This window comes from Bradyrhizobium semiaridum, assembly GCF_020329505.1.
GTDB lineage: Bacteria > Pseudomonadota > Alphaproteobacteria > Rhizobiales > Xanthobacteraceae > Bradyrhizobium > Bradyrhizobium semiaridum.
On record NZ_JAGKJJ010000012.1, the window covers coordinates 73,422 to 93,364 of the forward strand.

The 19,943-nt window shown below is 67.4% G+C and carries 17 protein-coding genes and 1 tRNA gene; 13 read left to right on the forward strand and 5 right to left on the reverse strand.

The window, feature by feature from the left end; translation table 11 throughout:
- Nucleotides 1-337 precede the first annotated feature (337 nt).
- Entirely contained in the window at nucleotides 338-1,504 is a 1,167-nt protein-coding gene (locus J6500_RS16155) for a DNA topoisomerase IB (protein ID WP_225713688.1), read from the forward strand.
- 135 nt (nucleotides 1,505-1,639) lie between these two features.
- Here J6500_RS16155 and J6500_RS16160 read toward each other — a convergent pair whose 3' ends face one another.
- The 3 genes from J6500_RS16160 to tsaD form a co-directional block, all read right to left on the reverse strand.
- Nucleotides 1,640-2,053, reverse strand: coding sequence for an EVE domain-containing protein (locus tag J6500_RS16160; RefSeq protein WP_225713689.1), 414 nt, complete (start codon nucleotides 2,051-2,053; stop codon nucleotides 1,640-1,642).
- 2 nt (nucleotides 2,054-2,055) lie between these two features.
- Entirely contained in the window at nucleotides 2,056-3,036 is a 981-nt protein-coding gene (locus tag J6500_RS16165; protein ID WP_225713690.1) for an NAD(P)H-dependent glycerol-3-phosphate dehydrogenase, read from the reverse strand.
- A gap of 183 nt (nucleotides 3,037-3,219) precedes the next feature.
- Complete coding sequence (gene tsaD, locus J6500_RS16170) at nucleotides 3,220-4,293, reverse strand: tRNA (adenosine(37)-N6)-threonylcarbamoyltransferase complex transferase subunit TsaD (RefSeq protein WP_225713691.1); 1,074 nt, start codon at nucleotides 4,291-4,293, stop codon at nucleotides 3,220-3,222.
- A 172-nt stretch (nucleotides 4,294-4,465) separates the two neighbouring features.
- Here tsaD and J6500_RS16175 point away from each other — a divergent pair, with 172 nt between their 5' ends.
- The 4 genes from J6500_RS16175 (at nucleotide 4,466) to J6500_RS16190 (ending at nucleotide 8,506) form a co-directional block, all read left to right on the forward strand.
- Entirely contained in the window at nucleotides 4,466-5,209 is a 744-nt protein-coding gene (locus J6500_RS16175; RefSeq protein ID WP_225713692.1) for a uroporphyrinogen-III synthase, read from the forward strand.
- A 115-nt stretch (nucleotides 5,210-5,324) separates the two neighbouring features.
- Nucleotides 5,325-6,563 (forward strand): COG4223 family protein, encoded by a 1,239-nt coding sequence (locus tag J6500_RS16180; protein WP_225713693.1) that lies wholly within the window; start codon nucleotides 5,325-5,327, stop codon nucleotides 6,561-6,563.
- Nucleotides 6,564-6,583: 20 nt separating this feature from the next.
- Nucleotides 6,584-8,338, forward strand: coding sequence for a heme biosynthesis protein HemY (locus tag J6500_RS16185; protein WP_225713694.1), 1,755 nt, complete (start codon nucleotides 6,584-6,586; stop codon nucleotides 8,336-8,338).
- 92 nt (nucleotides 8,339-8,430) lie between these two features.
- Nucleotides 8,431-8,506 (forward strand) — tRNA-Thr (locus J6500_RS16190).
- A 169-nt stretch (nucleotides 8,507-8,675) separates the two neighbouring features.
- Here the strand turns inward: J6500_RS16190 and J6500_RS16195 are convergent.
- A complete protein-coding gene (locus J6500_RS16195) occupies nucleotides 8,676-9,740 on the reverse strand; it encodes a polysaccharide deacetylase family protein (RefSeq protein WP_225713695.1) in 1,065 nt (354 codons plus the stop codon).
- 285 nt (nucleotides 9,741-10,025) lie between these two features.
- On the opposite strand from J6500_RS16195, the gene J6500_RS16200 reads away from it, so the two are divergent.
- On the forward strand, nucleotides 10,026-10,241 hold the full coding sequence (locus tag J6500_RS16200) for a hypothetical protein (protein WP_225713696.1): 216 nt from the start codon (nucleotides 10,026-10,028) through the stop codon (nucleotides 10,239-10,241).
- Nucleotides 10,242-10,266: 25 nt separating this feature from the next.
- Here J6500_RS16200 and J6500_RS16205 read toward each other — a convergent pair whose 3' ends face one another.
- Complete coding sequence (locus tag J6500_RS16205; RefSeq protein ID WP_225713697.1) at nucleotides 10,267-11,955, reverse strand: MFS transporter; 1,689 nt, start codon at nucleotides 11,953-11,955, stop codon at nucleotides 10,267-10,269.
- 151 nt (nucleotides 11,956-12,106) lie between these two features.
- Between J6500_RS16205 and J6500_RS16210 the strand changes: the two genes are divergently transcribed.
- The 7 genes from J6500_RS16210 (at nucleotide 12,107) to J6500_RS16240 (ending at nucleotide 19,842) form a co-directional block, all read left to right on the forward strand.
- Nucleotides 12,107-13,465, forward strand: coding sequence for a hydrolase (locus tag J6500_RS16210; RefSeq protein WP_225713698.1), 1,359 nt, complete (start codon nucleotides 12,107-12,109; stop codon nucleotides 13,463-13,465).
- Nucleotides 13,466-13,546: 81 nt separating this feature from the next.
- Entirely contained in the window at nucleotides 13,547-14,791 is a 1,245-nt protein-coding gene (locus tag J6500_RS16215) for a cytochrome P450 (RefSeq protein ID WP_225713699.1), read from the forward strand.
- Nucleotides 14,792-14,829: 38 nt separating this feature from the next.
- Nucleotides 14,830-16,239 (forward strand): adenylate/guanylate cyclase domain-containing protein, encoded by a 1,410-nt coding sequence (locus J6500_RS16220; protein WP_225713700.1) that lies wholly within the window; start codon nucleotides 14,830-14,832, stop codon nucleotides 16,237-16,239.
- Between the two features lie 130 nt (nucleotides 16,240-16,369).
- Nucleotides 16,370-16,873 (forward strand): tellurite resistance TerB family protein, encoded by a 504-nt coding sequence (locus tag J6500_RS16225; RefSeq protein WP_225713701.1) that lies wholly within the window; start codon nucleotides 16,370-16,372, stop codon nucleotides 16,871-16,873.
- Between the two features lie 236 nt (nucleotides 16,874-17,109).
- The gene (locus J6500_RS16230; protein ID WP_225713702.1) at nucleotides 17,110-17,889 is read left to right on the forward strand and encodes an SDR family NAD(P)-dependent oxidoreductase; all 780 of its coding nucleotides are present in this window, start codon (nucleotides 17,110-17,112) and stop codon (nucleotides 17,887-17,889) included.
- A gap of 134 nt (nucleotides 17,890-18,023) precedes the next feature.
- Nucleotides 18,024-18,815, forward strand: a complete 792-nt coding sequence (locus tag J6500_RS16235) for a glutamine amidotransferase (RefSeq protein ID WP_225713703.1) — start codon at nucleotides 18,024-18,026, stop codon at nucleotides 18,813-18,815.
- 217 nt (nucleotides 18,816-19,032) lie between these two features.
- The gene (locus tag J6500_RS16240; RefSeq protein ID WP_225713704.1) at nucleotides 19,033-19,842 is read left to right on the forward strand and encodes an enoyl-CoA hydratase; all 810 of its coding nucleotides are present in this window, start codon (nucleotides 19,033-19,035) and stop codon (nucleotides 19,840-19,842) included.
- Nucleotides 19,843-19,943: the final 101 nt, after the last annotated feature.

A 19,943-nucleotide genomic window follows, 5' to 3' on the forward strand; every position in this document is an offset into this window, starting at 1 on the left:
TCATCGAGGAACTGCGCAAGAAAGGCCACAATATCTGACCGGACCCTGCTGGCTCCCTAGCCGGTCGCGGCGTGAAATCGCCGCAGGGAAGGCCCGCTGGGTTGGTCATCGGAAGCGGCGCCAGCCGTCAATTTCCCGTGTCGGAGAGGCCAGCTTCAAAAGGTTAGCGGGCGAATGGCACCCATGAAAGGTAATTAGAAACCTTTAATGACTGATTCGCGACTCGCAATATCGGACGAGACCCCCTAAATCGCCTCCCCGAGGGCACGGCCCCGCCGGAACGAAGCCCAACTCAGAGGCATTACCCGGAGAAACAGGAACAAGGCGTCTTGCGGAGATGATGGATCAGCAGAACATCGCGGCTGTGCGGCCCGAGTCCGCCGATCCTTCTGTCGCTTTGGCAAAGGCGCTCGGCCAATGGCCCCCGAAGCGGCCGCGGTCGCCCGCAGCGATCAAGCTCGACGCGCCCGCCGCCATCAAAACTTCCGTCGAAGAGCTCGCGCGCGACCTCGGCCTGCGGCTCGGCGACCAGAACGAGCTGACGATCCGCCGCGTCAAGCGTGGCAAGACATATTCATTCGTTCGCGCCAACGGCTCGCGGATCCGCGATGCCCGCACCATCCGCCGGCTGCATGCGATGGCGATGCCGCCGGCCTATCGCCGGGTACGTTACTCCACCGATCCGAACACGCATCTGCAGGCGGTCGGCCTCGATGCCGCCGGCCGTTTGCAATATCGCTACCACGCCGACTGGGAGAAGGTCCGCGAGCAACGCAAGGCGCATCGTCTTGCCAAGCTGGTGGCCGCGCTGCCGAAGATCCGGCGCAAGGTCTCGGCCTTCCTGTCGGGCGACGAGCCGACGCGCGAATTCGCGCTGTCGGCGGTGATCGAATTGATCGCTCGCACCGCGATCCGCCCCGGCAATGAATCCTACGCTCGCCTCAACGGCACCCGCGGCGCCACCACGCTCTTGAAGTCCAACGTCACGCTGGAAGACGACTCTCTGGTGCTGACCTTCAAGGCGAAAGGCGGCAAGGCGGTGCGCAAGGAATGCGACGCCGCCAAGCTGGTGCGCGCGATCGGCATCCTGCGCGGCGTGCCGGGCAAGCGCATGTTCCAGTATTACGACCGCTCCGGCGTCGTGCGCGCCGCCTCGACCACCGCGGTGAACGCGTTCCTGCGTGAGATCGCCGGCATCAAGATCTCGCTGAAGGATTTCCGCACCCTGATGGCGTCTGCGGTCGTCGTGGAATCGCTGTCGCGGATCACGCCGGCGACCAGCCAGCGCGGCCGCAAGCGCCAGGTGCTGGACGCAATCCGCGCCGCCGCCGACCAGCTCTCCAACACCCCGGCGATCTGCCGCAAGAGCTACGTCCACGACACCATCGTCACCGCCTTCGAGGACGGCATCCTCGAACGTTTTGCCGCGACGATGGGCGGCTACCGCACGCAGTCCAAGCGCGAGCAATTGCTGGCGCAGGTGGTGATGGCGGCGGGAGCGTAAGAGCTGTCGTCCCGGCGAAGGCCGGGACCCATAACCACAGCCCTGCGTGATTAGAACTGGCCGTGGCCACAGCTTGTTTCAGCAATCGACATTTGGGGTAATGGGTCCCGGCCTTCGCCGGGACGACGGTGGACTCTACAGCCCGCCCATCTTGCAGACCGTCTTCCACTCGTCGGCCGTCACCGGCTGCACCGACAGCCGCGAATATTTCACCAGCGCCATGTCGGCGAGGTTCTTGTCGGCCTTGATCGCGGCCATCGTCACCGGCGTCTTCAGCGGCTTGTCGGCCTTGATGTCGACGCAGACGAACTTGCCGGTCTTGTCGGTCGGGTCGGGATAGGCCTCCTTGATGACCTCGGCGATGCCGACGATCTCCTTGCCCTCGTTAGAGTGATAGAAGAACGCCTTGTCGCCCTTCTTCATGTTGACGAGATTCTGCCGCGCCGTGAAGTTGCGCACGCCGGTCCAGGCTTCGCCCTTCGCGCCCTTGGCGACCTGCTGGTCCCACGACCAGACCGAAGGTTCGGATTTCACCAGCCAGTACGCCATCGTCATTCCTCCGCCTTGAACGGCCGCGTCAGCAGCCCCTCGATCGCGGCATCGATCGTCAGCCTGTTCGCCAGGATCGCCGCGACCGCGTTTGATACCGGCATATCGACGTTTTGCGAAGCGGCGAGCTCGCACAAGACCGGCGCCGTGAAGGCGCCCTCGGCGAGCTTGCCGACCGGCGCCGGCTCGCCGCGGCCGAGTGCGCGGCCGAGTGCGAAATTGCGCGATTGCGCGGTCGAACAGCTGAGCAGCAGATCGCCCAATCCCGACAGGCCGGCGAGGGTCTCGGCGCGGGCGCCGCAGGCGCGGCCGAGCCGGGCTAGCTCGCTGAAGCCGCGCGTGGTCAGCGCCGCCAGCGCCGAGGCGCCGAGGTCGCGGCCGACCACGATGCCGGCGGCGATCGCCAGCACGTTCTTCGCCGCGCCGCCGATCTCGACGCCGCGCACATCGGTCGAGTGATAGGGCCGAAAAGTCGCCGAGCCCAGCGCCTGCACCAGTTCACGCGCCAGTGCCTCGTCCTTGGTCGCCAGCGTCACGGCGGTCGGCAATCCGCGCGCGACGTCATCGGCAAAGCTCGGTCCCGACAGGATCGCGGCCACGGCGCGGGACGCGGCTTCGGCGATCACCTCGGTCATGAATTTGTGCGTGCCATGCTCGATGCCCTTGGCGCAGGCAATGACAGGCGTGCCCGGCTTGAGATGCGGTGCGAGGTGGCCGACCGCGGCGCGCAGATGCTGCGCCGGCGTCGCGGCAAGAATGATGTCGGCATGCGCGGCGGCCGCGATATCCGACGTCACGGTGATTGCAGCATCGAGCCGGACGCCGGCGAGCTTCGGATTGATCCGCGTCGCCTCGACCTGCGCCGCATGCGCGGCGTTGCGCGCGTAGAACGTGACGCTGCGTCCGGCGCGCGCCGCGACATCGGCCAGCGCCGTGCCCCAGGCGCCGGCTCCGATCACGCTGACGGAATTGTACGCGGGCATTGCGGGACTCTATCGGACTCCCTCGCCCCGCTTTTGCGGGGGGAGGATTGGGGCGAGGGGCTGTATCCGCGAGTACCGTCCGTGCGGTGAGTCCCCCTCACCCGGATTGCTGCGCAATCCGACCTCTCCCCGCAGGCGGGGCGAGGTGAGGCGGCGTCTGTGGCGCGCTCCGTAATGCATCGCTCAATATCCCGCGCGGCTATTGGCGTAGCCGGCCGGCGCCTTCGCGTTGGCATCGAGCAGCCAGCGGGCGCGCGGCGGGGCTTCCATCGTGTCGGTGAGGCCGAGGGCCATCCGTTCGGCGCCGGCCCACGCGATCATCGCGCCATTGTCGGTGCACAGCGCCGGCGGCGGGATGATCAGCGTGGTCTGCGCCTTTGCCGCGACATCCTGCAGCGCGCTGCGGATGGCGTGGTTGGCGGCGACGCCGCCGGCGGCGACCAGCGCGCGCGGCGTGCCGAACTGCTCCTGAAACAGCTTGAGCCCGACACTCAGCCGGTCGGCGGTCGATTCCAGCACCGCGGCCTGGAAGCTCGCGCAGAGATCGCTGATGTCCTGCGGCTCCAGCGGCGTCAGCCGGCTGGCTTCGTTGCGGACCGCCGTCTTCAATCCCGACAGCGAGAAGTTCGCGTCCGGACGGCCGAGCATCGGGCGCGGAAAGGCAAAGCGCTGGGCGTCGCCGCCCTCCGCCGCGCGCTCGACCTGCGGCCCGCCCGGATAGGGCAGCGACAGCATCTTGGCCACCTTGTCGAACGCTTCGCCCATCGCATCGTCGACCGTGGTGCCGAGCCGCACATATTGTCCGACACCGACCACGGCGACGATCTGGGTGTGGCCGCCCGAGGCGAGGAACAGGCAATAGGGAAACGCCAGCGCGCAGGTGAGGCGCGGCGTCAGCGCATGCGCCTCGAGATGGTTCACCGCGATCAACGGCGTGTCGTGCACCATCGCGATCGCCTTCGCGGTGGTCAGCCCGACGATCACGCCGCCGATCAGGCCGGGCCCTGCCGCGGCGGCGACCGCCGAGAGCTCGGCGTAACCGACGCCGGCCTCCTTCATCGCGCTGTCGACGATGCCGTCGAGCAGGTCGACATGAGCGCGCGCCGCGATCTCCGGCACCACGCCGCCGAAGCGGGCGTGCTCGGCGGTCTGCGAGCGCACGACATTGGAGAGGATCTTGCCCGAGCCGTCGGCCTGGCGCTCGACCACCGCCGCTGCGGTTTCATCGCAGGTGGTCTCGATCCCCAATACCAGCATCGATGCTTCGTTACCCAATATCGGCCCTTGTGCTACCAGCATGATCCCCGGAACCGATTTCCGACACGATCGTGCTCAATGACAGAGAAGTGTCCCTTCCGGGGTAGCATTGCGAGGTCGCAAAGTGCAATCGGTAGCGAATCTCCGTTTCGCACGGCTGGAGTTCTGACCGTTGCCCGTCCTCGTCACGCGCCCGCATCCCGATAATGAGGCGACGCTCGCGGCCTTGCGCGCGCGGGGCATCGAGGCGTTGTCGGCGCCAGTGCTGCGCTTCGAACCCCTGCCGTTCCACGACGACGACGCCGATGCCGATTATGACGCGGTCATCCTGACCAGCGCCAATGCGCTGCGCGCGGGTGACCTCGCGGGCAGCCGGCTATTGCGATTGCCGCTGTTCGCAGTCGGCGGCCACACCGCCGATGCCGCGCGCGCCGCCGGGTTCGGCGAGGTGATCGTGGGCACGGGCGACGCGGTCGCGCTGCGTGACCTCGTGCTGGCCCGCGTCGAGGCGGGCAAACTGAACAAGGCCGCGACGCTGCTCTATCTCGCCGGCGCCGACCTTTCGCGCGACCTCGCCGGCGAGCTCGGCGCCAAAGGCTTGACCGTGGTCACCCACACCACCTACCGGATGGTCCCAATCGCCAGCCTGCCGGGCGAGATCAGCGACGCCTTCATGGCCAACCGGATCACGGCGGTGCTGCATTATTCTCGCCGGAGCGCGCGGGCGTTCCTCGATGCCATCCGGGCCGGGGGACTGGAGATCTCGGCGCTGGCGCTGCCGCAATGCTGCATCTCGGCCGCCGTCGCCGCCGTGCTGCATGACGCCGGCGCCACCCAGGTGGTGGTGGCGGCGCAGCCGGACGAAACGGCCCTGCTGGATGCGCTGCTCCGCGCCCTGCGGCCGCCATCGGCATGATTCTTTCGTTTGAACATGATGTTAGCCAATGCCCTGTTTTTCGGAACGTGCTCTAAGAACGCGGGCCGATTCTGCTAGGATGTGCGCGTGCCAATGGTTTTGAGGACTTCCCGCGATGGCTGAAGAAGGGCCCGAGAACAAAGGACCGCTGCCGGATTCCCGGCCCAAGCGCGCGCCGCCGACCATCGACCTCGAGGCGACCACGGTCTCCACGGAGGCTGCGAAGGCAGACGAGCCCACAGAAGCGGCGGAGCCATCCGCGGACACCGCGGCCGCGGGCGCGCCCGAGGCCGCGCCTCAGGCCGAGGCCGAGCCGCAAAGGGAACCGCAGCCCGAAACCGTTTCCGCCACACCGGAATTCGAGCCGACGCGGCCGGTGTCGCCCTGGGTGATTGCGCCGGTATCCGGTGCGGTGGCGGCAGCGCTGGTGATCGGGGTCGGCTGGCTGCTCGGCTGGCCCGCGGTGCAGCCTGTGACCGCGCCGCAGAGCAATGCCGCCGCGATCGACGAACTCACCGGCCGGATCGCCGGCCTCGAAGCCAGGCTCGCCAGGCCGCCGGGCGATCCGGCGGCTGCGCGGCTGGAGGCGGTGGACAAGGCGGTCGCAACGCTGCGCAGCGAGCTTGCGGCGACGCGCGCGCAAACCGACAAGCTCGCCGCCGCTGCCAATGCGCCACGCGACGGTACGGCCGCGCCCGACCTCTCCGGCATCACCACGCGCATCGACCGGATCGAAGCCGCGGTGAAGGCGCAGAACGCCGAGATCGCCAAGCAGAACGGCAGGATTGCGGATGCCAAGGCTGATGTGAAGGCCGCTGATGCGAAGGCCGACGATGTGCCGCTGCGCCGCGTCGTCGCCGCATCGCTGCTCGACGTCGCGGTCCGCCATGGCGATCCCTTCGCCTCCACGCTCGCGGCCGCGAAGGCGCTCGCCGACAATCCCGATGCGCTGAAGCCGCTCGATGCTTTCGCGGCGTCCGGCGTGCCGAATGCGAATGCGCTGTGCCGCGAGCTGATCGAGATCGTTCCGAAGCTGATGCCGCCGGCGCAGGATCCGGCGACCACCGGCGCGGGGCTGGTCGATCGGTTGCAGGCCGGCGCGTCAAAACTGATCCGGATCGAGCGCATCGACGGCAGCGGCACCGATCGCGGCAGCGTCGTCGCGCGCGTGACATCGGCGGCCGTGCATAATGATCTCGCGTTGACCGAGCGCGAATTGAAGTCGCTGCCGCCGGCCGATCGCACGGCGGCGCAGCCCTGGCTCGACAAGGTGGATGCGCGCCGTGCGGCGCTCGGCGCCTCCAGGACATTCGCCGACAACGCGATGGCGGCGCTCGCCGCGGTCAATCAGTAGGTTCTCGCAGTAGGTCGTTGATGATCCGGATCGTTCTGTTTCTGCTGTTGATCGCGCTGGTTGGCGGAGGCGCGGCCTGGCTGGCCGATCAGCCCGGGGATCTCGTGCTGGCATGGGGCGACCTGCGCCTGACCTCCAAGCAGCCGCTGTTCCTGCTCGCCCTTGTCCTCGTGGTGGCGATCCTTGCCGGGGCGATCCTGCACGCGCTGTGGAAGGTGCCGGGCTATATCCGCCGTAACAGGCGCGAGCGGCTGCACGCCCGCGGCCGCCGCGCCATCACGCAAGGCCTGCTCGCGATCGGCCACGGCGATTCCACCTCCGCGCGCGCGCATGCCGAGACGGCGCGGCGTCACGCCGGCAGCGATCCGCTGACCCTGCTGCTGCACGCGCAATCGGCGCAGCTCGACGGCGACCGCGAGGCGGCGCAGCGCGCCTTCCGCGCCATGGCCGAGCGCGAGGACACGCGGCTGCTCGGCCTGCGCGGCCTGTTCATCGAGGCCCAGCGCGCCGACGATCCGGTCACCGCCGTGATGGTTGCCGAGGAAGCGCTGCGGCTGGCGCCGTCCTCGACCTGGGCCTCGCATGCGGTGCTCGGCTTCTGCTGCGCCAAGGGCGACTGGGCCGGCGCGCTGTCGATCATCGACAACAACCATTCGTCGGGACTGATCGACAAGGCGGCCTATCGCCGCCAGCGCGGCGTGCTGCTCGCGGCGCGCGCGCTGGAGCTGGAAACCGTCGACCGCGATCTGTCGCGCGAGAGCGCGATGGAGGCGGTCAAGCTGGCGCCGACGCTGATTCCGGCCGCAGTGCTCGCATCGAAGTTCGAGAGCGAGGCGCATCAGGTGCGCCGCGCGATGCGCATCGTCGAGACCGCGTGGCTGGCGCAGCCGCATCCCGATCTCGCCGACGCCTACGCTCATGTGCGGCTCGGCGACTCGGCGCGGCAGCGCCTGGTGCGGGTCGAGACGTTGGCAGCCAAGACGCCGGGCCATATCGAGGGCGCGCTGGCGATCGCGCGCGCGGCGATCGACGCCTCGGACTTCGCCAAGGCACGCGCGGCGCTGGAGCCGTTCATCGCCGCGCCGACCCAGCGCGTCGCGCTCTTGATGGCCGAGATCGAGCGCACCGAGCATGGCGACAGCGGCCGGGCGCGGGCGTGGACCTTGCGCGCGGTGCGCGCGCTGCACGATCCGGCCTGGACCGCCGACGGCTACGTCTCCGACCGCTGGCGGCCGGTGTCGCCGGTCTCCGGCCGGCTCGACGCCTTCCAGTGGCAGACCCCGGTCGCGGCCTTGCCGTCCGACAAGGCCAGCGCGATCGAGCCGTCGCCTTTCGAGGAGGCGATGCTGGCCCCGCGCCGCGTCGAGCCGCCCAAGGAGGAGGTTACCGGCGCGCCGCCGGTCCCGGCGCCACAGCCGGTTGAGCCGGTGGTCGAGGCGAAGCCGGCCGAGCCCGCAGTGGCCGTTCAGGACAATGCCCCGGCGCCCACCGCCTTCGACGCCGAGCCGGTCCCGGCCGAACCGGTCGCCCCGCCCGAGCCCGCTCCGCCGCGGTCCGAATCCGCGCCCCGGCCGGCGGCCCCGCTGTTCCGCTCCCGCACCGACCTGCCCAAAGCCGCGCCGGCGCCGATCCCCGCCGTGATCCCCATCGTCCGCGCCCCCGACGACCCCGGCGTCGACGAGGACGGCCCGCCGGACGAATTCGCGGAACAAATCGGCCCGCCGAAGGCCCAGATGGGCGGCTGGCGCGGATTCCTGTCACGTTTGGGGAGTTGAATCCAGGCTCGTCCGGGCCGGCTTTTCCTTGCCAATCGGGCCCACGCCCGATATCAGGTGGCGCGCGTGACCAGGCACGCGCCGAACGGTTCGCCGCAATAGCTCAGTTGGTAGAGCACGTCATTCGTAATGACGGGGTCGGGGGTTCGAGTCCCTCTTGCGGCACCAGTTTGTGATCGAATTGAACTCAAGCATCGCTGACGGTCTTCTCGCGACTTCATACCTGTCGCGAAGCGCTTCGTTGAAGTCCCACTCCTCACAGGCACGAGAAAAAGCGCCCCTGGACTTAATCCAGAGGCGCTCGCTCATTGATCAGTGATGTAGCGAAACTGCCGCCCTAATCCGCCACCGTCTGGATCACGCTCCCCACCGGCCGCGCCGCGGCGGTCGGTACCTTCTCGTTCTTCACCATCATCGCGTCGTATTCGGGCAGCGTCTCCAGCTGGGTCTTCGCTTTCATCCAGACCACCTTGTAGCCGCCGGCCTTCAGCTTGCGCAGCAGGGTCGGCAGGGCTTGCGCGGTGTGCTTTTGCAGGTCGTGCATCAGGATGATGCCCTTGTGCTCCTTGTCGAGCTTGGTCATCACGTTGTTGATCACCTCGTCCGCGTTCTTCGACTTGAAGTCGTTGGAATCGACGTCGACCGAGAACATCGCGATGTTGCGGCTGCCGAGATAGGCGGTGGTGGCCGGCGTGTGCGCCAGCGCCGGGAAGCGGAAGAACGGCGCGGGGTTGGCGCCGAGGGCGAGTTTGACCGCGCTAAAACCCTTCTCGATCTCGTCCTTGGCCTGCTGCTCGGTGATCTTCTTGCCGGCGAGGTGGGCGTGCGACCAGGTGTGGGCGCCGATGGTGTGGCCGGCGGCTGCTACCTGGCGCAGGATGTCCGGGTGATAGGTGGTGTGCAGGCCGATCGGGAAGAACACCGCCTTGGTGCATTCGTCGGCCAGCGCCTTCAGCACGGCGGGGGTGGTCGGCCACGGACCGTCGTCGAAGGTCAGCACGACCTCCTTCTCGGTCAGGAAGTCATACTGCTTGTACTGCAGGAAGCCGAAGCCGGGGCCGCCATTGGTGTCGACTACGACGGTGCGGCTGATGCCGAGCGCATCGGGATTGTTGCAGGCCGCTTTCGGCGCCGCCGCGATCGGGGCGGGTGCCGGAACCGGGGCTGCCGCAGGGGCCGGAGCCGCTGCCGCGGTGTTCTCGGCGCGCTTCGACGACAGCGCGGCCGTGACCTCGACATCAGCCGGCTTGGCCGCCGTGGCGGGAAGCTGATCGGCCGCACGAGCCGCCGTGGTCTGGGGAGGCGCCGCGTCGGCACGCGGGGACGAGGTCCAGTACCACACTCCGGCGATCATGACCGCCGCAACAACACTGGCCAGCATCAGGCCCAACGCATTACGCATCGCTACACACTCTCTCCGGAAACCTAGGGATACGCCACAGCCGTAACGACTGATTAGTGCCAACAAGGTCTTAACGTGGTCCCAACAAGTCGCCGGAACGACCAAGAAAAAGCGCATTGCAGCACCATGTCGGCATGCATCTGCGACGACGAGCCGCAGAGCCGTCCCAGCCTGGGAGATCGGCGGGAACCTTGCCGGCCATTGCGCGGTTTCAAGCATTCTTCAACGCGCTGAAACGCTATAGAACCGGCGGCGTATTCATTAGAGGCTGTTAGAGGTTTTGCGATGACCCGATTCCTGCTTGCCGTCATTCCCCTCGTCCTGGTGGCGTCGGCCGCCTCAGCGCAGCAGCAGGGGCGCGATGCCTGCACCCGTGACGCGTCGCGGTTCTGCCGCCCCGTCCTCAATAACGGCGATCAGGCTGTGCTGGCCTGCCTGCAGCAGCATCGCGGCCGCCTCAGCAAGGGTTGCCAGAAGACGCTGGCCGATAACGGGCAGTAAATCCCACCCCCAAGTCGTTCCGGGTTTAGTGCGACGCGCCGGAGTGACCTGCTGCGGACGCGACCACCGGGATCACCTCCTTGGCGGCGCGGTCCGGGGTCTCGTCCTTCCAGCGCACCGATCCGAACGGCCGCTCCAGCATCCGGCGCACCCGCACCGGCTCGGTGCCGATGTGGAAGGCGATCGCCTTCTGGTGCAGCTCGCGCTCGGACTGGGTGGCGCGGTTGCGCTGGCGCAGGAAGTCGAGCCAGGTCGGGCAGTGATAGCGCTCCGTCCATAGTTCGGGATCGGCGATGTCGCGCGCGATCGACCAGCCATAGGCGCCGTTGCGCTGCCGGGAGAGCTGCACGTCCTGCATCACATTGTGAAAGGCGCGGGCATTGTCCTGCGCGACACGGTATTCGATCTCGACGACCAGCGGGCCGCTGCGCGCCGTCAGCTGCAACTGCACTTCGGGATCGGCCAGATCCTCGGTCGCATCCTCGTTGCGGGCACCGATCCGCGGCATGCGGAGCCAGACGCCGAGCAGCGGCAACAGCAGCATCAGGCCCGCGGAGATCAACAGCGCGACCTCGACGCCGGCGAGGTCGGTGATGCGGCCCCAGCCCCAGCTGCCGATCGCGATGCCGCCGGCGATCGCGGCCTGGAACGCAGCGAGCGAGCGGCCTGCGACCCAGCGCGGCGCCGACAGCTGCACGCCGATATTGAACAGCGCGATCGCCAGCATCCAGGCCGCGCCGGCGACGACCAGCGCGGCCGCGGTGATGACCGGTTCCTTGCTGACGGCAACCGCCGCGATCGCGGCGCCCATCGCCAGCGCGCAGGCCCGCACCGCGGCCTCGCCGCTGAGCCGGCTCCTGATCTCGCTGATATTGAGCGCGCCGACCACCGCGCCCATGCCGAACGCGCCCAGCATGATGCCGTAGGTCTGCGCGCCGCCATGCAAGAGATCGCGCGCCACCAGTGGCATCAGCGCCGAGACCGAGCCGCCGATGATGCCGGTCACCATGGTGCGGGTCAGCACGATCTTGATCGACGGCGAATTGGCGATGTAGCGCACGCCGGAGACGATGGCGCGATTAAGCCGCTCGCGGGGCAGTCGCGACGGTTCGGTGACCCGGTTCCACAGGAACAGCACGACCAGAAGCGGCAGATACAGCACGGCATTGGCCGCGAACGCCGCCACCGCGCCGGCGGATGCGACCACGATGCCGCCGATCGCCGGCCCGAAACTGCGCGCGATGTTGTAGCTGATGCCGTTGAGCGCGACCGCGGCGGGCAGCGTCTCGGCCGGCACCTGCTCGCTGACCGAGGACTGCCAGGCCGGGCCGAACAGCGCCATGCCGCTGCCGACGACGAAGCACAGGGCTAGCAGGAGATTCGGCGTCACCAGGTTGAACCAGGCCAGCACCGTCAGCACGGTGGCGCCGGTCAGCGCGATCACCAGCGATACCATCGAGACCACGCGGCGGTCATGCATGTCGGCGATCGCGCCGCCCGGCATCGAGATCAGCATCACCGGCAGCATCAGGGCGGTCTGCACCAGCGCGACCTTGTCGGCCTCCGACGTCATCTGCGTCATCGCCCAGGCGGCGCCGACGCCCTGGATCAGGATGCCGAGGTTGGAGAGCAGGCTGGCCAGCCAGATCCGTCTGAAGATTGAGTGCCGCAACGGTGCAGTGATACTGTCGGTGCGTTTCCGCGGTTCGGTCATATCCGGTTCCGTTTGGCCTGCTATGGCTTTGGTCATGCTTCCGGCCGAAACAACTGATGCCCGCGAAACGCGTGCCCTGTCCAGCAATTACGGTATTGTTTGCCGCGGTAGGACACAGCTAAAGCACTGAAAGGCTTGGGGAAGGGGACCAATGGCGCTGACGCGGCGGAGAATCTTGCAAGGCGCGGGTGCGCTGTCCTTGGTCGCTGGCCGCCTTGCGGCTCCGGCGCTGGCGCAGACGCCGGCCGGCGAGGTTCCGCCGATCCTGTTCGTGCACGGCAATGGCGACCATGCGGCGCTCTGGATCACGACACTCTGGCGGATGGAATCCTGCGGCGTGCCGCGCGAGCGGATGTTTGCGATCAATTTCACCGACCCGCTGGCGCGGACCGACGACAGGGTCGCGCAGGCCAACCGTTCCTCGACCGAGGATGCGCGCCGCGAGCTTGGCGAGGCGATCAGGGAGCTGAAGCAGAAGACCGGCGCCGCGCGCGTCGCGCTGGTCGGCAATTCACGCGGCGGCAACGCGATACGCAATGTGATCAGGAACGGCGGCGGCGGTGACGTCAGCCACGCCGTGTTGTGCGGCACGCCGAACCACGGCATCTATGCCTGGGACGATGGGCTCGGCAACGAATTCAACGGCCGCGGCCCGTTCCTGCACGGCCTCAACGCGGGAGACAGCGAGGTGACCGCGGGCACCGCGTTCCTGACGCTGCGCAGCGACGGGCTCGACAAATTCGCGCAAGGTGACGGCCGCTTCGTCGGCAAGCCCGGCGTGCCGACCAACGTCACCGCGGAAGGCCCGGCGTTGAAGGGCGCCACCAATTTGGTGCTCGGCGCGGTCGACCATCGCGAGACCGCATTCCATCCGCGCGCCTTCCGCGAGATCTACAAGTTCATCGTCGGCCGCGAGCCGCCGCGGATCGACATCGTGCCGGAGGCGGCGGTGAGGCTGAGCGGCCTCGTCACCGGCCTGCCCGAGGGCGTGCCGACCAATCGCCCGGTCTCCGGCGCCACCGTCGACGTCTATTACCTGTCCGCCGAGACTGGCGAACGCCTGGGCGGGCCGCTGCACTCCTCGCAGACCGGCGCCGATGGCCGCTGGGGGCCGGCGCAGGTCGATCCGTCCTGGCCGCTCGAATTCGTGCTCACGTCGCCCGGCGCGGTGACGACGCACATCTATCGCTCGCCGTTCCCGCGCTCGTCCGACATTGTGCACCTGCGTCCGGCGCGGCCGCTCGGGCAGGCCGATGCCGGTGCGGGCGCCGTGTTGCTGATGTCGCGGCCGCGCGGCTATTTCGGCCTGCCACGCGATATCGTGCTGTTCGACGGCAAGGAGCCCACCGACGTGAAGACGGGTGTGCCGACCGATTCGATGACGACGCTGCGGCTTGCCGCGGCCGAAGCCGGCCGTCCGGTGGCCGCGATCTTCAACCAGGAGCGCATCGTGATGCGGGCCTGGCCGGCCGCGGAAAACCGGATTGCGATCGCGGAGTTGACCTACTAGCTGTTGTAAGGGTCCGCGCGCCCTTTTGGCGCCGGGATCGCGTGGTCGGATCGGCCGTCGCGTGAGCTGGAAGCGAGGACCATGAGCATAGCCGAAGTCTACGACATCACGGTCACGCGGCGCCCACTGGTGCCGCCGACTCCGCCGCGCGCGCCCGACAATTACGAGAACTACACGCGTACGCCGGCCGGCCTCCGCGTGCTGCGGCCGATGCTGGGCGAGGGGCTATTGATCGCCGAGGGCCGCGCCTGGAAGCATCAGCGCCGCACCCTGGCGCCGGCCTTCACGCCGCGCGCGGTGACGACGCTCGAGCCTTACATGATCGCGGCGATCGACGAGACGATCGCGAAGCTGAAGGCCACAGGCGGCGGCGCGGTCGATCTGCGCGAGGCGATGCAGCGCATGACGCTCGAGATCGCCGCCCGCACCATGTTCTCGTTCGGCATGGATCGCCATGGCGCCGCGCTGCGCGACTTCGTGATGGAGTATGGCGAGACGCTGGCGCGGCCGCATATGCTCGACCTGCTGCTGCCGCTGAACTGGCCGACCCCGCAGGATTTCAGGCGCGCCCGCTTCCGCAAGCGCTGGACCGCGTTCGTCGGGAAGCTGATGGCGGAGCGCCGCGCCGCCGGCAAGGACGACAACGCCCCGGCCCGCGACCTGTTCGACCTGATGGGCGCGGCGCATGATCCCGAAACCGGCGAGGCCTTCACCGACGCGCAACTCGGCGACCAGGTCGCGACCATGATCCTGGCCGGCCATGAGACGACGGCGACCGCGCTGTTTTGGGCGCTCTATCTGCTGGCGCTGGATCCCGCGACGCAGGAGCAATTGGCGGCGGAGGTCAGGGGCGTGGCAACGTCCGGCGCGCTCGAGGCAGCTGGCGCGCTAGACATCGAGCGGCTGAAATTCACCCGCGCCGTGATCGACGAGACCATGCGGCTCTATCCGCCCGCGTTCCTGATCGCGCGCGCGGCCGCAGGCCCGGACACCATCGCAGGCCGTTCGGTCCGCAAGGGCGACGTCATCCTGATCGCGCCGTGGCTGCTGCATCGGCATGAAAAACTGTGGCGGGAGCCCAACGCCTTCGTGCCGGCGCGCTTCATGACGGGAGCGCCGCCGGACCGCTTCGCCTATCTGCCGTTCGGCGTCGGACCGCGCATCTGCATCGGCGCGCACTTCGCGCTGGTCGAGGCTACGCTGGCGCTGGCGAAGATCATCGGAGCTTTTCGCGTCGCGCTGGCGGACAAGGAGCCGGTGATCCCGATCGGCGTCGTCACCACGCAGCCGAACCGTTCGCCGGTGTTCACGATCAAGCCGAGGTAAGCGAGACCTGCTTCCATGCCTCTCACGCCAGGTGCTTCATGAGCGACATTCAGGCCCAGTTTTCGGTGTTGCGGCAGACCGCGGATCCCGCCGTCGCCGACGCCATCGCACATCTGATGGAGAAGGGCGAGGACCACGAGCTGAACCGGGTCAACGTGCTCGATTTCGCCAAGCACAAGGGACTCGACGAGGAGCGGGTGATCTCCGGCTTCCTGCATGCCTCGAGGCTCGGCCTGTTCGACCTGACCTGGAATGTGCTGTGTCCCGGTTGCGGTGGCGTGCTCGATGCGCATGCGACGCTGAAATCGCTGCGCAATGACGATTATCAATGCGGCCTCTGCGCCTGCGGCTATGAAGCCTCAGTCGACGAGCAGGTCGAGGTGGCCTTCACGGTGAGCCCGCGGGTCCGCCGCATCGCCGCGCACGATCCGCACACGCTGCCGATCTGGGACTACTACAAGCAGATCTTCTGGAGCTCCGGCATCGACTTCAACAAGGAGTCCTTCGACGAACTGTCGCAGGAGGTGGTGCTCGACGCGCTCGAACTGCCGGCCGGCGAGAAGGCGGTGCTGTCGCTGAACCTGCCGAAGGAATTCATCATCGTGTTCGAGCCGGTGACGCATTCGGCGCAATTCATCGACGTGCAGGGCGAGCCGACCAAGGAGCGCCAGCATCTGTCGCTGATGTACAACAAGGTGCATGCGCCGGTCGGCAACATGACGTTGCGTCCGGGCCCCTTGAGGCTGTCGCTCGACAACCAGGCCGGGGTGCGCGCGCTGCCGTCGGTGTTCATCGCCGCCGATGCGCTGCATCATCTGATCGGCAAGCGAAAGCCGTTCCTCACCGCTAAGCGCATCCTGAGCAACCAGACTTTCCGCGACGTCTACAAGGCCGACAATCTCAATCTCGACCAGCGGCTCAAGATCACCTCGCTGACCTTCCTGTTCACCGACCTCAAGGGATCGACCGCGCTCTATGAACGGGTCGGCGATCTCGCCGCGTTCGATCTGGTGCGTGCGCATTTCCACGCGCTGCTCGACATCATCGCCTCCGAGCGCGGCGCCGTGGTGAAGACGATCGGCGACGCCGTGATGGCGACGTTCGTCCGTCCCGAACATGCGCTGGCCGCGGGCTTGCGCATGCGTGCGGCGATGAAGACGCTCAACGACGAGCGCGGCAAGCAGGACCTGATCGTCAAGATCGGCATCCACGAAGGTCCCTGCCTCGCGGTGATGCTGAACGAGCGGCAGGACTATTTCGGCCAGACCGTGAATATCGCAGCACGGGTGCAGAGCCTGTCGACCTCGCAGGAGATCCACCTCACCCAGCCGGTGATCGCCTCGCCCGAAGTCACCGGCATCCTGGAGCGGGCCTCGATCAAGCCGATCCAGAAGGAAGCGGCGCTGCGCGGCATCGCCGACAAGATGGTGGTGTACGAAATACCGTGATTGCGGCGAGAGTGGCTAGATTGCCGCAGATTGCCGAAACGTAATGCAGCTGCGGCAACTAGCGCCGATTGCGCCGGTTCTGCTTCCACGCCATATAGATTTGCATCAGGCCCACTGCATAGAGACACCAATGCTCGACGGACTGCGCCAATTCATTGCCGATATCGTCTCCCCGGATCCGCAGACCGACCGGGCGTTCGACGACAACGATTACCGGCTGGCGGCGACCGCGCTGCTGGTCCATGTCGTGTCGCTGGACGGCGAGCCGACGCCTGCGGAGAAGCTCAAGCTGCACAGCCTGATCGAAAGCCGTTTCCAGCTCGATCGCGGCACCGCCGACAAATTGATCGCGTCCGCCATGCGGGTCGAGGGCGAGGCGGTCGATCTCTATCACTTTACCAGCGTGATCATGCGCTCCGTGAATGAGGAGGGCCGGCTGCGTATCGTCGAGATGATGTGGGAGTTGGTCTTTGCCGACGGCCAGGTCAGTGAGTTCGAGGACAATGTGGTCTGGCGCGCCGCCGATCTGCTCGGCATTTCCTCGCGCGACCGCATCGATCTCAAGCATCGCGTCGCCGAGAAACAGGCGGCACTGCCGAAAGGTCCGTGGGGCACGGCCGACGCGGCGATCTGACACGCCAGGTCGCGCCCACGCGCCGCGGTCGTGCCACCATCAGATATGAAGAAACTTTAATATCCGGCATCACTTGCCGCGATTGTGGGCGATCGGCCTGAAAATCCGGCGTTTCACCTCGAAATCCGCGCGGCCGCGGCTGTCGACAAGCTTACGGACGGCTTGCGTCCCACCGCATGCCTATGCTCTCGTCGCGGCCGTTGGGACCTCTCCGGAATTTGAACAAGAGCTTGGACGTGAGCGAGCGTGTGACGCTGATAACTGGGGCATCGGCGGGCATCGGCGCCGAGCTGGTACGCGTGTTCGCATCGCATGGTCATCGTGTGGCGCTGGTGGCGCGGCGCGCCGATCGCCTCAAGGCGCTGGCGGACGAGCTGAGCGGCAAGGGCAGTGCGTCGCCGATCGTGATCCCCTGCGATCTCCAAGAGCCGGACGCCGGCGAAAGAATCGCACAAGCCCTGACCGAGGCCGGGGTCGAGGTCGAATACCTCGTCAACAATGCCGGCTTCGGCCTGTTCGGCCTCGCCGTCACGCGCGACCGCGCCGAGCAGCTCAACATCATCACGGTCAATATCCGCGCACTGACCGACCTGACGCTGCGCTTCGCCGACCAGCTGATCCGTCATCGCGGCGGCATCCTCAATCTCGGCTCGATCGCCGGCTTTCTGCCAGGACCCGGCATGGCGGTTTATTATGCCAGCAAGGCCTATGTGCTGTCGTTCTCCGAAGCGATGCGCTGCGAGCTGGCGCCGCAGGGCGTGCGCGTCACTGTGGTGTGCCCGGGCCCGGTGCCGTCCGAGTTCCAGGAGCGCGCCGGCTTTGCGCCCGGGTTCGATTCCGCGATCCTCAACGTCGCGGCCGATGAGATCGCCCGCCAGGCCTATCGCGGGCTGATGGCCAACAAGCGTGCTGTGCTGCCTGGGCCGTTCATCAAGCTGGTGCCGTTCCTGCTCCGCTTCTTTCCGCGCTCCTTCATCCTGCATGCGGTCGGCGGCTTCCAGCTCCGCAAGCGCTGACCATCATCCGGCGCGACCTTCACGCGGCTTCTGGCCTGCGATTTGCTTCGTGGCCTGTGTGCGCAAACTCACACGATGTTAACGACCACTTAGCTATGATCGCCCGTTACGTGCCGAATCCCTAAGCAGAGACGATGTCGTTCCGGTCGGACCAAGCCCGTGTCGTGGTGCCCTTCGCAAGCCGAAGGCCGGCCGCGGTCACGCCGGAGCCGCGACGGCCGGTCCTGATCGTGCTGCACCAGGAGACCTCGACCCCGGGCCGGATCGGCAACGCCCTGCGGGCGCTCGGCTATCCCCTCGACATCCGCCGGCCGCGCTTCGGCGACCCGCTGCCGGAAACGCTCGATGGCCATGCCGGCGCCGTGATCTTCGGCGGCCCGATGAGCGCCAACGATCCCGATGATTATGTGAAGCGCGAGATCGACTGGATCGCGGTGCCGCTGCGCGAGCAACGGCCGTTCCTGGGTATCTGCCTCGGCGCCCAGATGCTGGCGCGGCAGCTCGGTGCGGCGGTGGCGCCGCATGCGCAGGGTCGCGTCGAGGTCGGCTACTATCCGATCCGGCCGACGGAGGCGGGGCGTGCGCTCTGTCCGGACTGGCCGGCCCGTGTCTATCACTGGCACGGCGAAGGTTTTACATTGCCCGATGGCGCCGAGTTGCTCGCGACGGGCGAGGATTTTCCGGTGCAGGCGTTCCAACTCGGTAACGCCTTCGGCCTGCAATTCCATCCCGATGTGACCTACGCGATGATGCATCGCTGGACCACGCGCGGTTGCGTGCGGATGGAACAGCCGGGCGCGCAGCCGCGCCATCTGCATTTCGCCGCGCGTGCCGTCTACGACGCCGCCGAGCGCGCGTGGCTGACGCATTTCATCGAAGGCTGGATTGCGCAGACACCGCGCGCACTGCTGCAGGCCGCGGAATAGCCGCCACGCGGAATTTTCTGCGCAGCTTTTCATTGTCATGGATGTGCTAAAGCGCGATGAGGTTTGGTTGAATCGTCATCGCGCTTTAGCTCTTTGTTTGAGCATGATCTCTTCGGAAAACCGCTTCGCACTTTTCCGGATCATGCTTTAGTCTGCCCTGCCGCGCGCGGCCGCATGATCGCGCGTATCGATAACAACAAGGTACAGGGAGATCGCCGTGAGCTACGAGCAAATCCTCTATGAGGTCAGCGAGCGGATCGCGACCATCACGCTCAACCGTCCCGACCGCATGAATGCGTGGACGGCGATCATGGAGCGCGACGTACGCCGCGCGATGGAGGCGGCCGCCGCCGACGACAATGTCCGCGTCATCGTGCTGACCGGCGCGGGCCGCGGCTTCTGCGCCGGCGCCGACATGGAGGCGCTGCAGGACATCGACCCCAACGAGGTCAGGCGCGGCGACAACATTCCGTTCGACATGAACCGCCGCGCCGACTGGCAGACGCGCTACGCCTATTATCCCGCGATCAAGAAGCCGATCATCGCGATGCTCAACGGCGCCACGGCCGGCATCGGCCTCGTCCACGCGCTGTATTGCGATTTGCGCTTCGCCGCCGACACCGCTGTTTTCACCACCGCCTTCGCGCGGCGCGGCCTGATTGCCGAGCACGGCATCAGCTGGATGCTGCCGCGCATCGTCGGCCACGCCAACGCGCTCGATCTTCTGATGTCGGCGCGGCGTGTGTCGGCAGCGGAGGCGCTGCGCATCGGCCTCGTCAACCGGCTCTCGACGCCTGAGACCCTGCGCGAGGAAACCTACGCCTATGCACGCGACCTCGCCGATTTCGTCTCGCCGAGCGCCATCGCGGTGATCAAGCGGCAAGTCTACGACGTTCCGTTCCAGACGCTGGCCGAGGCCACCATCGACGCCAACCGCGAGATGCAGATCGCGCTGAAGGGCAATGATTTCAGGGAGGGCGTGGCGAGCTTCGTGGAGAAGCGGCCGCCGAGGTTTACGGGGACGTGAGGGGGCAGGACAGAGCCTTAGTCTAGAAGAGAATCCTTGAGGCAGTCCGTCTTCGCCCTTCGGGCTACGCCGGACACCACGCTTCGCCCCTCAGGCTCCGC

What these genes read in the sequence shown, in the direction of transcription:
- J6500_RS16225 (WP_225713701.1), top strand. Translation starts at nt 16,370, where the DNA reads ATGCTCGACGGACTGCGCCAATTCATTGCCGATATCGTCTCCCCGGAT.
- J6500_RS16220 (WP_225713700.1), top strand. Translation starts at nt 14,830, where the DNA reads ATGAGCGACATTCAGGCCCAGTTTTCGGTGTTGCGGCAGACCGCGGAT.
- J6500_RS16160 (WP_225713689.1), bottom strand. Translation starts at nt 2,053, where the DNA reads ATGGCGTACTGGCTGGTGAAATCCGAACCTTCGGTCTGGTCGTGGGAC.
- J6500_RS16195 (WP_225713695.1), bottom strand. Translation starts at nt 9,740, where the DNA reads ATGCGTAATGCGTTGGGCCTGATGCTGGCCAGTGTTGTTGCGGCGGTC.
- J6500_RS16205 (WP_225713697.1), bottom strand. Translation starts at nt 11,955, where the DNA reads ATGACCGAACCGCGGAAACGCACCGACAGTATCACTGCACCGTTGCGG.
- J6500_RS16180 (WP_225713693.1), top strand. Translation starts at nt 5,325, where the DNA reads ATGGCTGAAGAAGGGCCCGAGAACAAAGGACCGCTGCCGGATTCCCGG.
- J6500_RS16155 (WP_225713688.1), top strand. Translation starts at nt 338, where the DNA reads ATGATGGATCAGCAGAACATCGCGGCTGTGCGGCCCGAGTCCGCCGAT.
- J6500_RS16210 (WP_225713698.1), top strand. Translation starts at nt 12,107, where the DNA reads ATGGCGCTGACGCGGCGGAGAATCTTGCAAGGCGCGGGTGCGCTGTCC.
- J6500_RS16200 (WP_225713696.1), top strand. Translation starts at nt 10,026, where the DNA reads ATGACCCGATTCCTGCTTGCCGTCATTCCCCTCGTCCTGGTGGCGTCG.
- J6500_RS16215 (WP_225713699.1), top strand. Translation starts at nt 13,547, where the DNA reads ATGAGCATAGCCGAAGTCTACGACATCACGGTCACGCGGCGCCCACTG.
- J6500_RS16185 (WP_225713694.1), top strand. Translation starts at nt 6,584, where the DNA reads ATGATCCGGATCGTTCTGTTTCTGCTGTTGATCGCGCTGGTTGGCGGA.
- tsaD (WP_225713691.1), bottom strand. Translation starts at nt 4,293, where the DNA reads ATGCTGGTATTGGGGATCGAGACCACCTGCGATGAAACCGCAGCGGCG.
- J6500_RS16165 (WP_225713690.1), bottom strand. Translation starts at nt 3,036, where the DNA reads ATGCCCGCGTACAATTCCGTCAGCGTGATCGGAGCCGGCGCCTGGGGC.
- J6500_RS16235 (WP_225713703.1), top strand. Translation starts at nt 18,024, where the DNA reads ATGTCGTTCCGGTCGGACCAAGCCCGTGTCGTGGTGCCCTTCGCAAGC.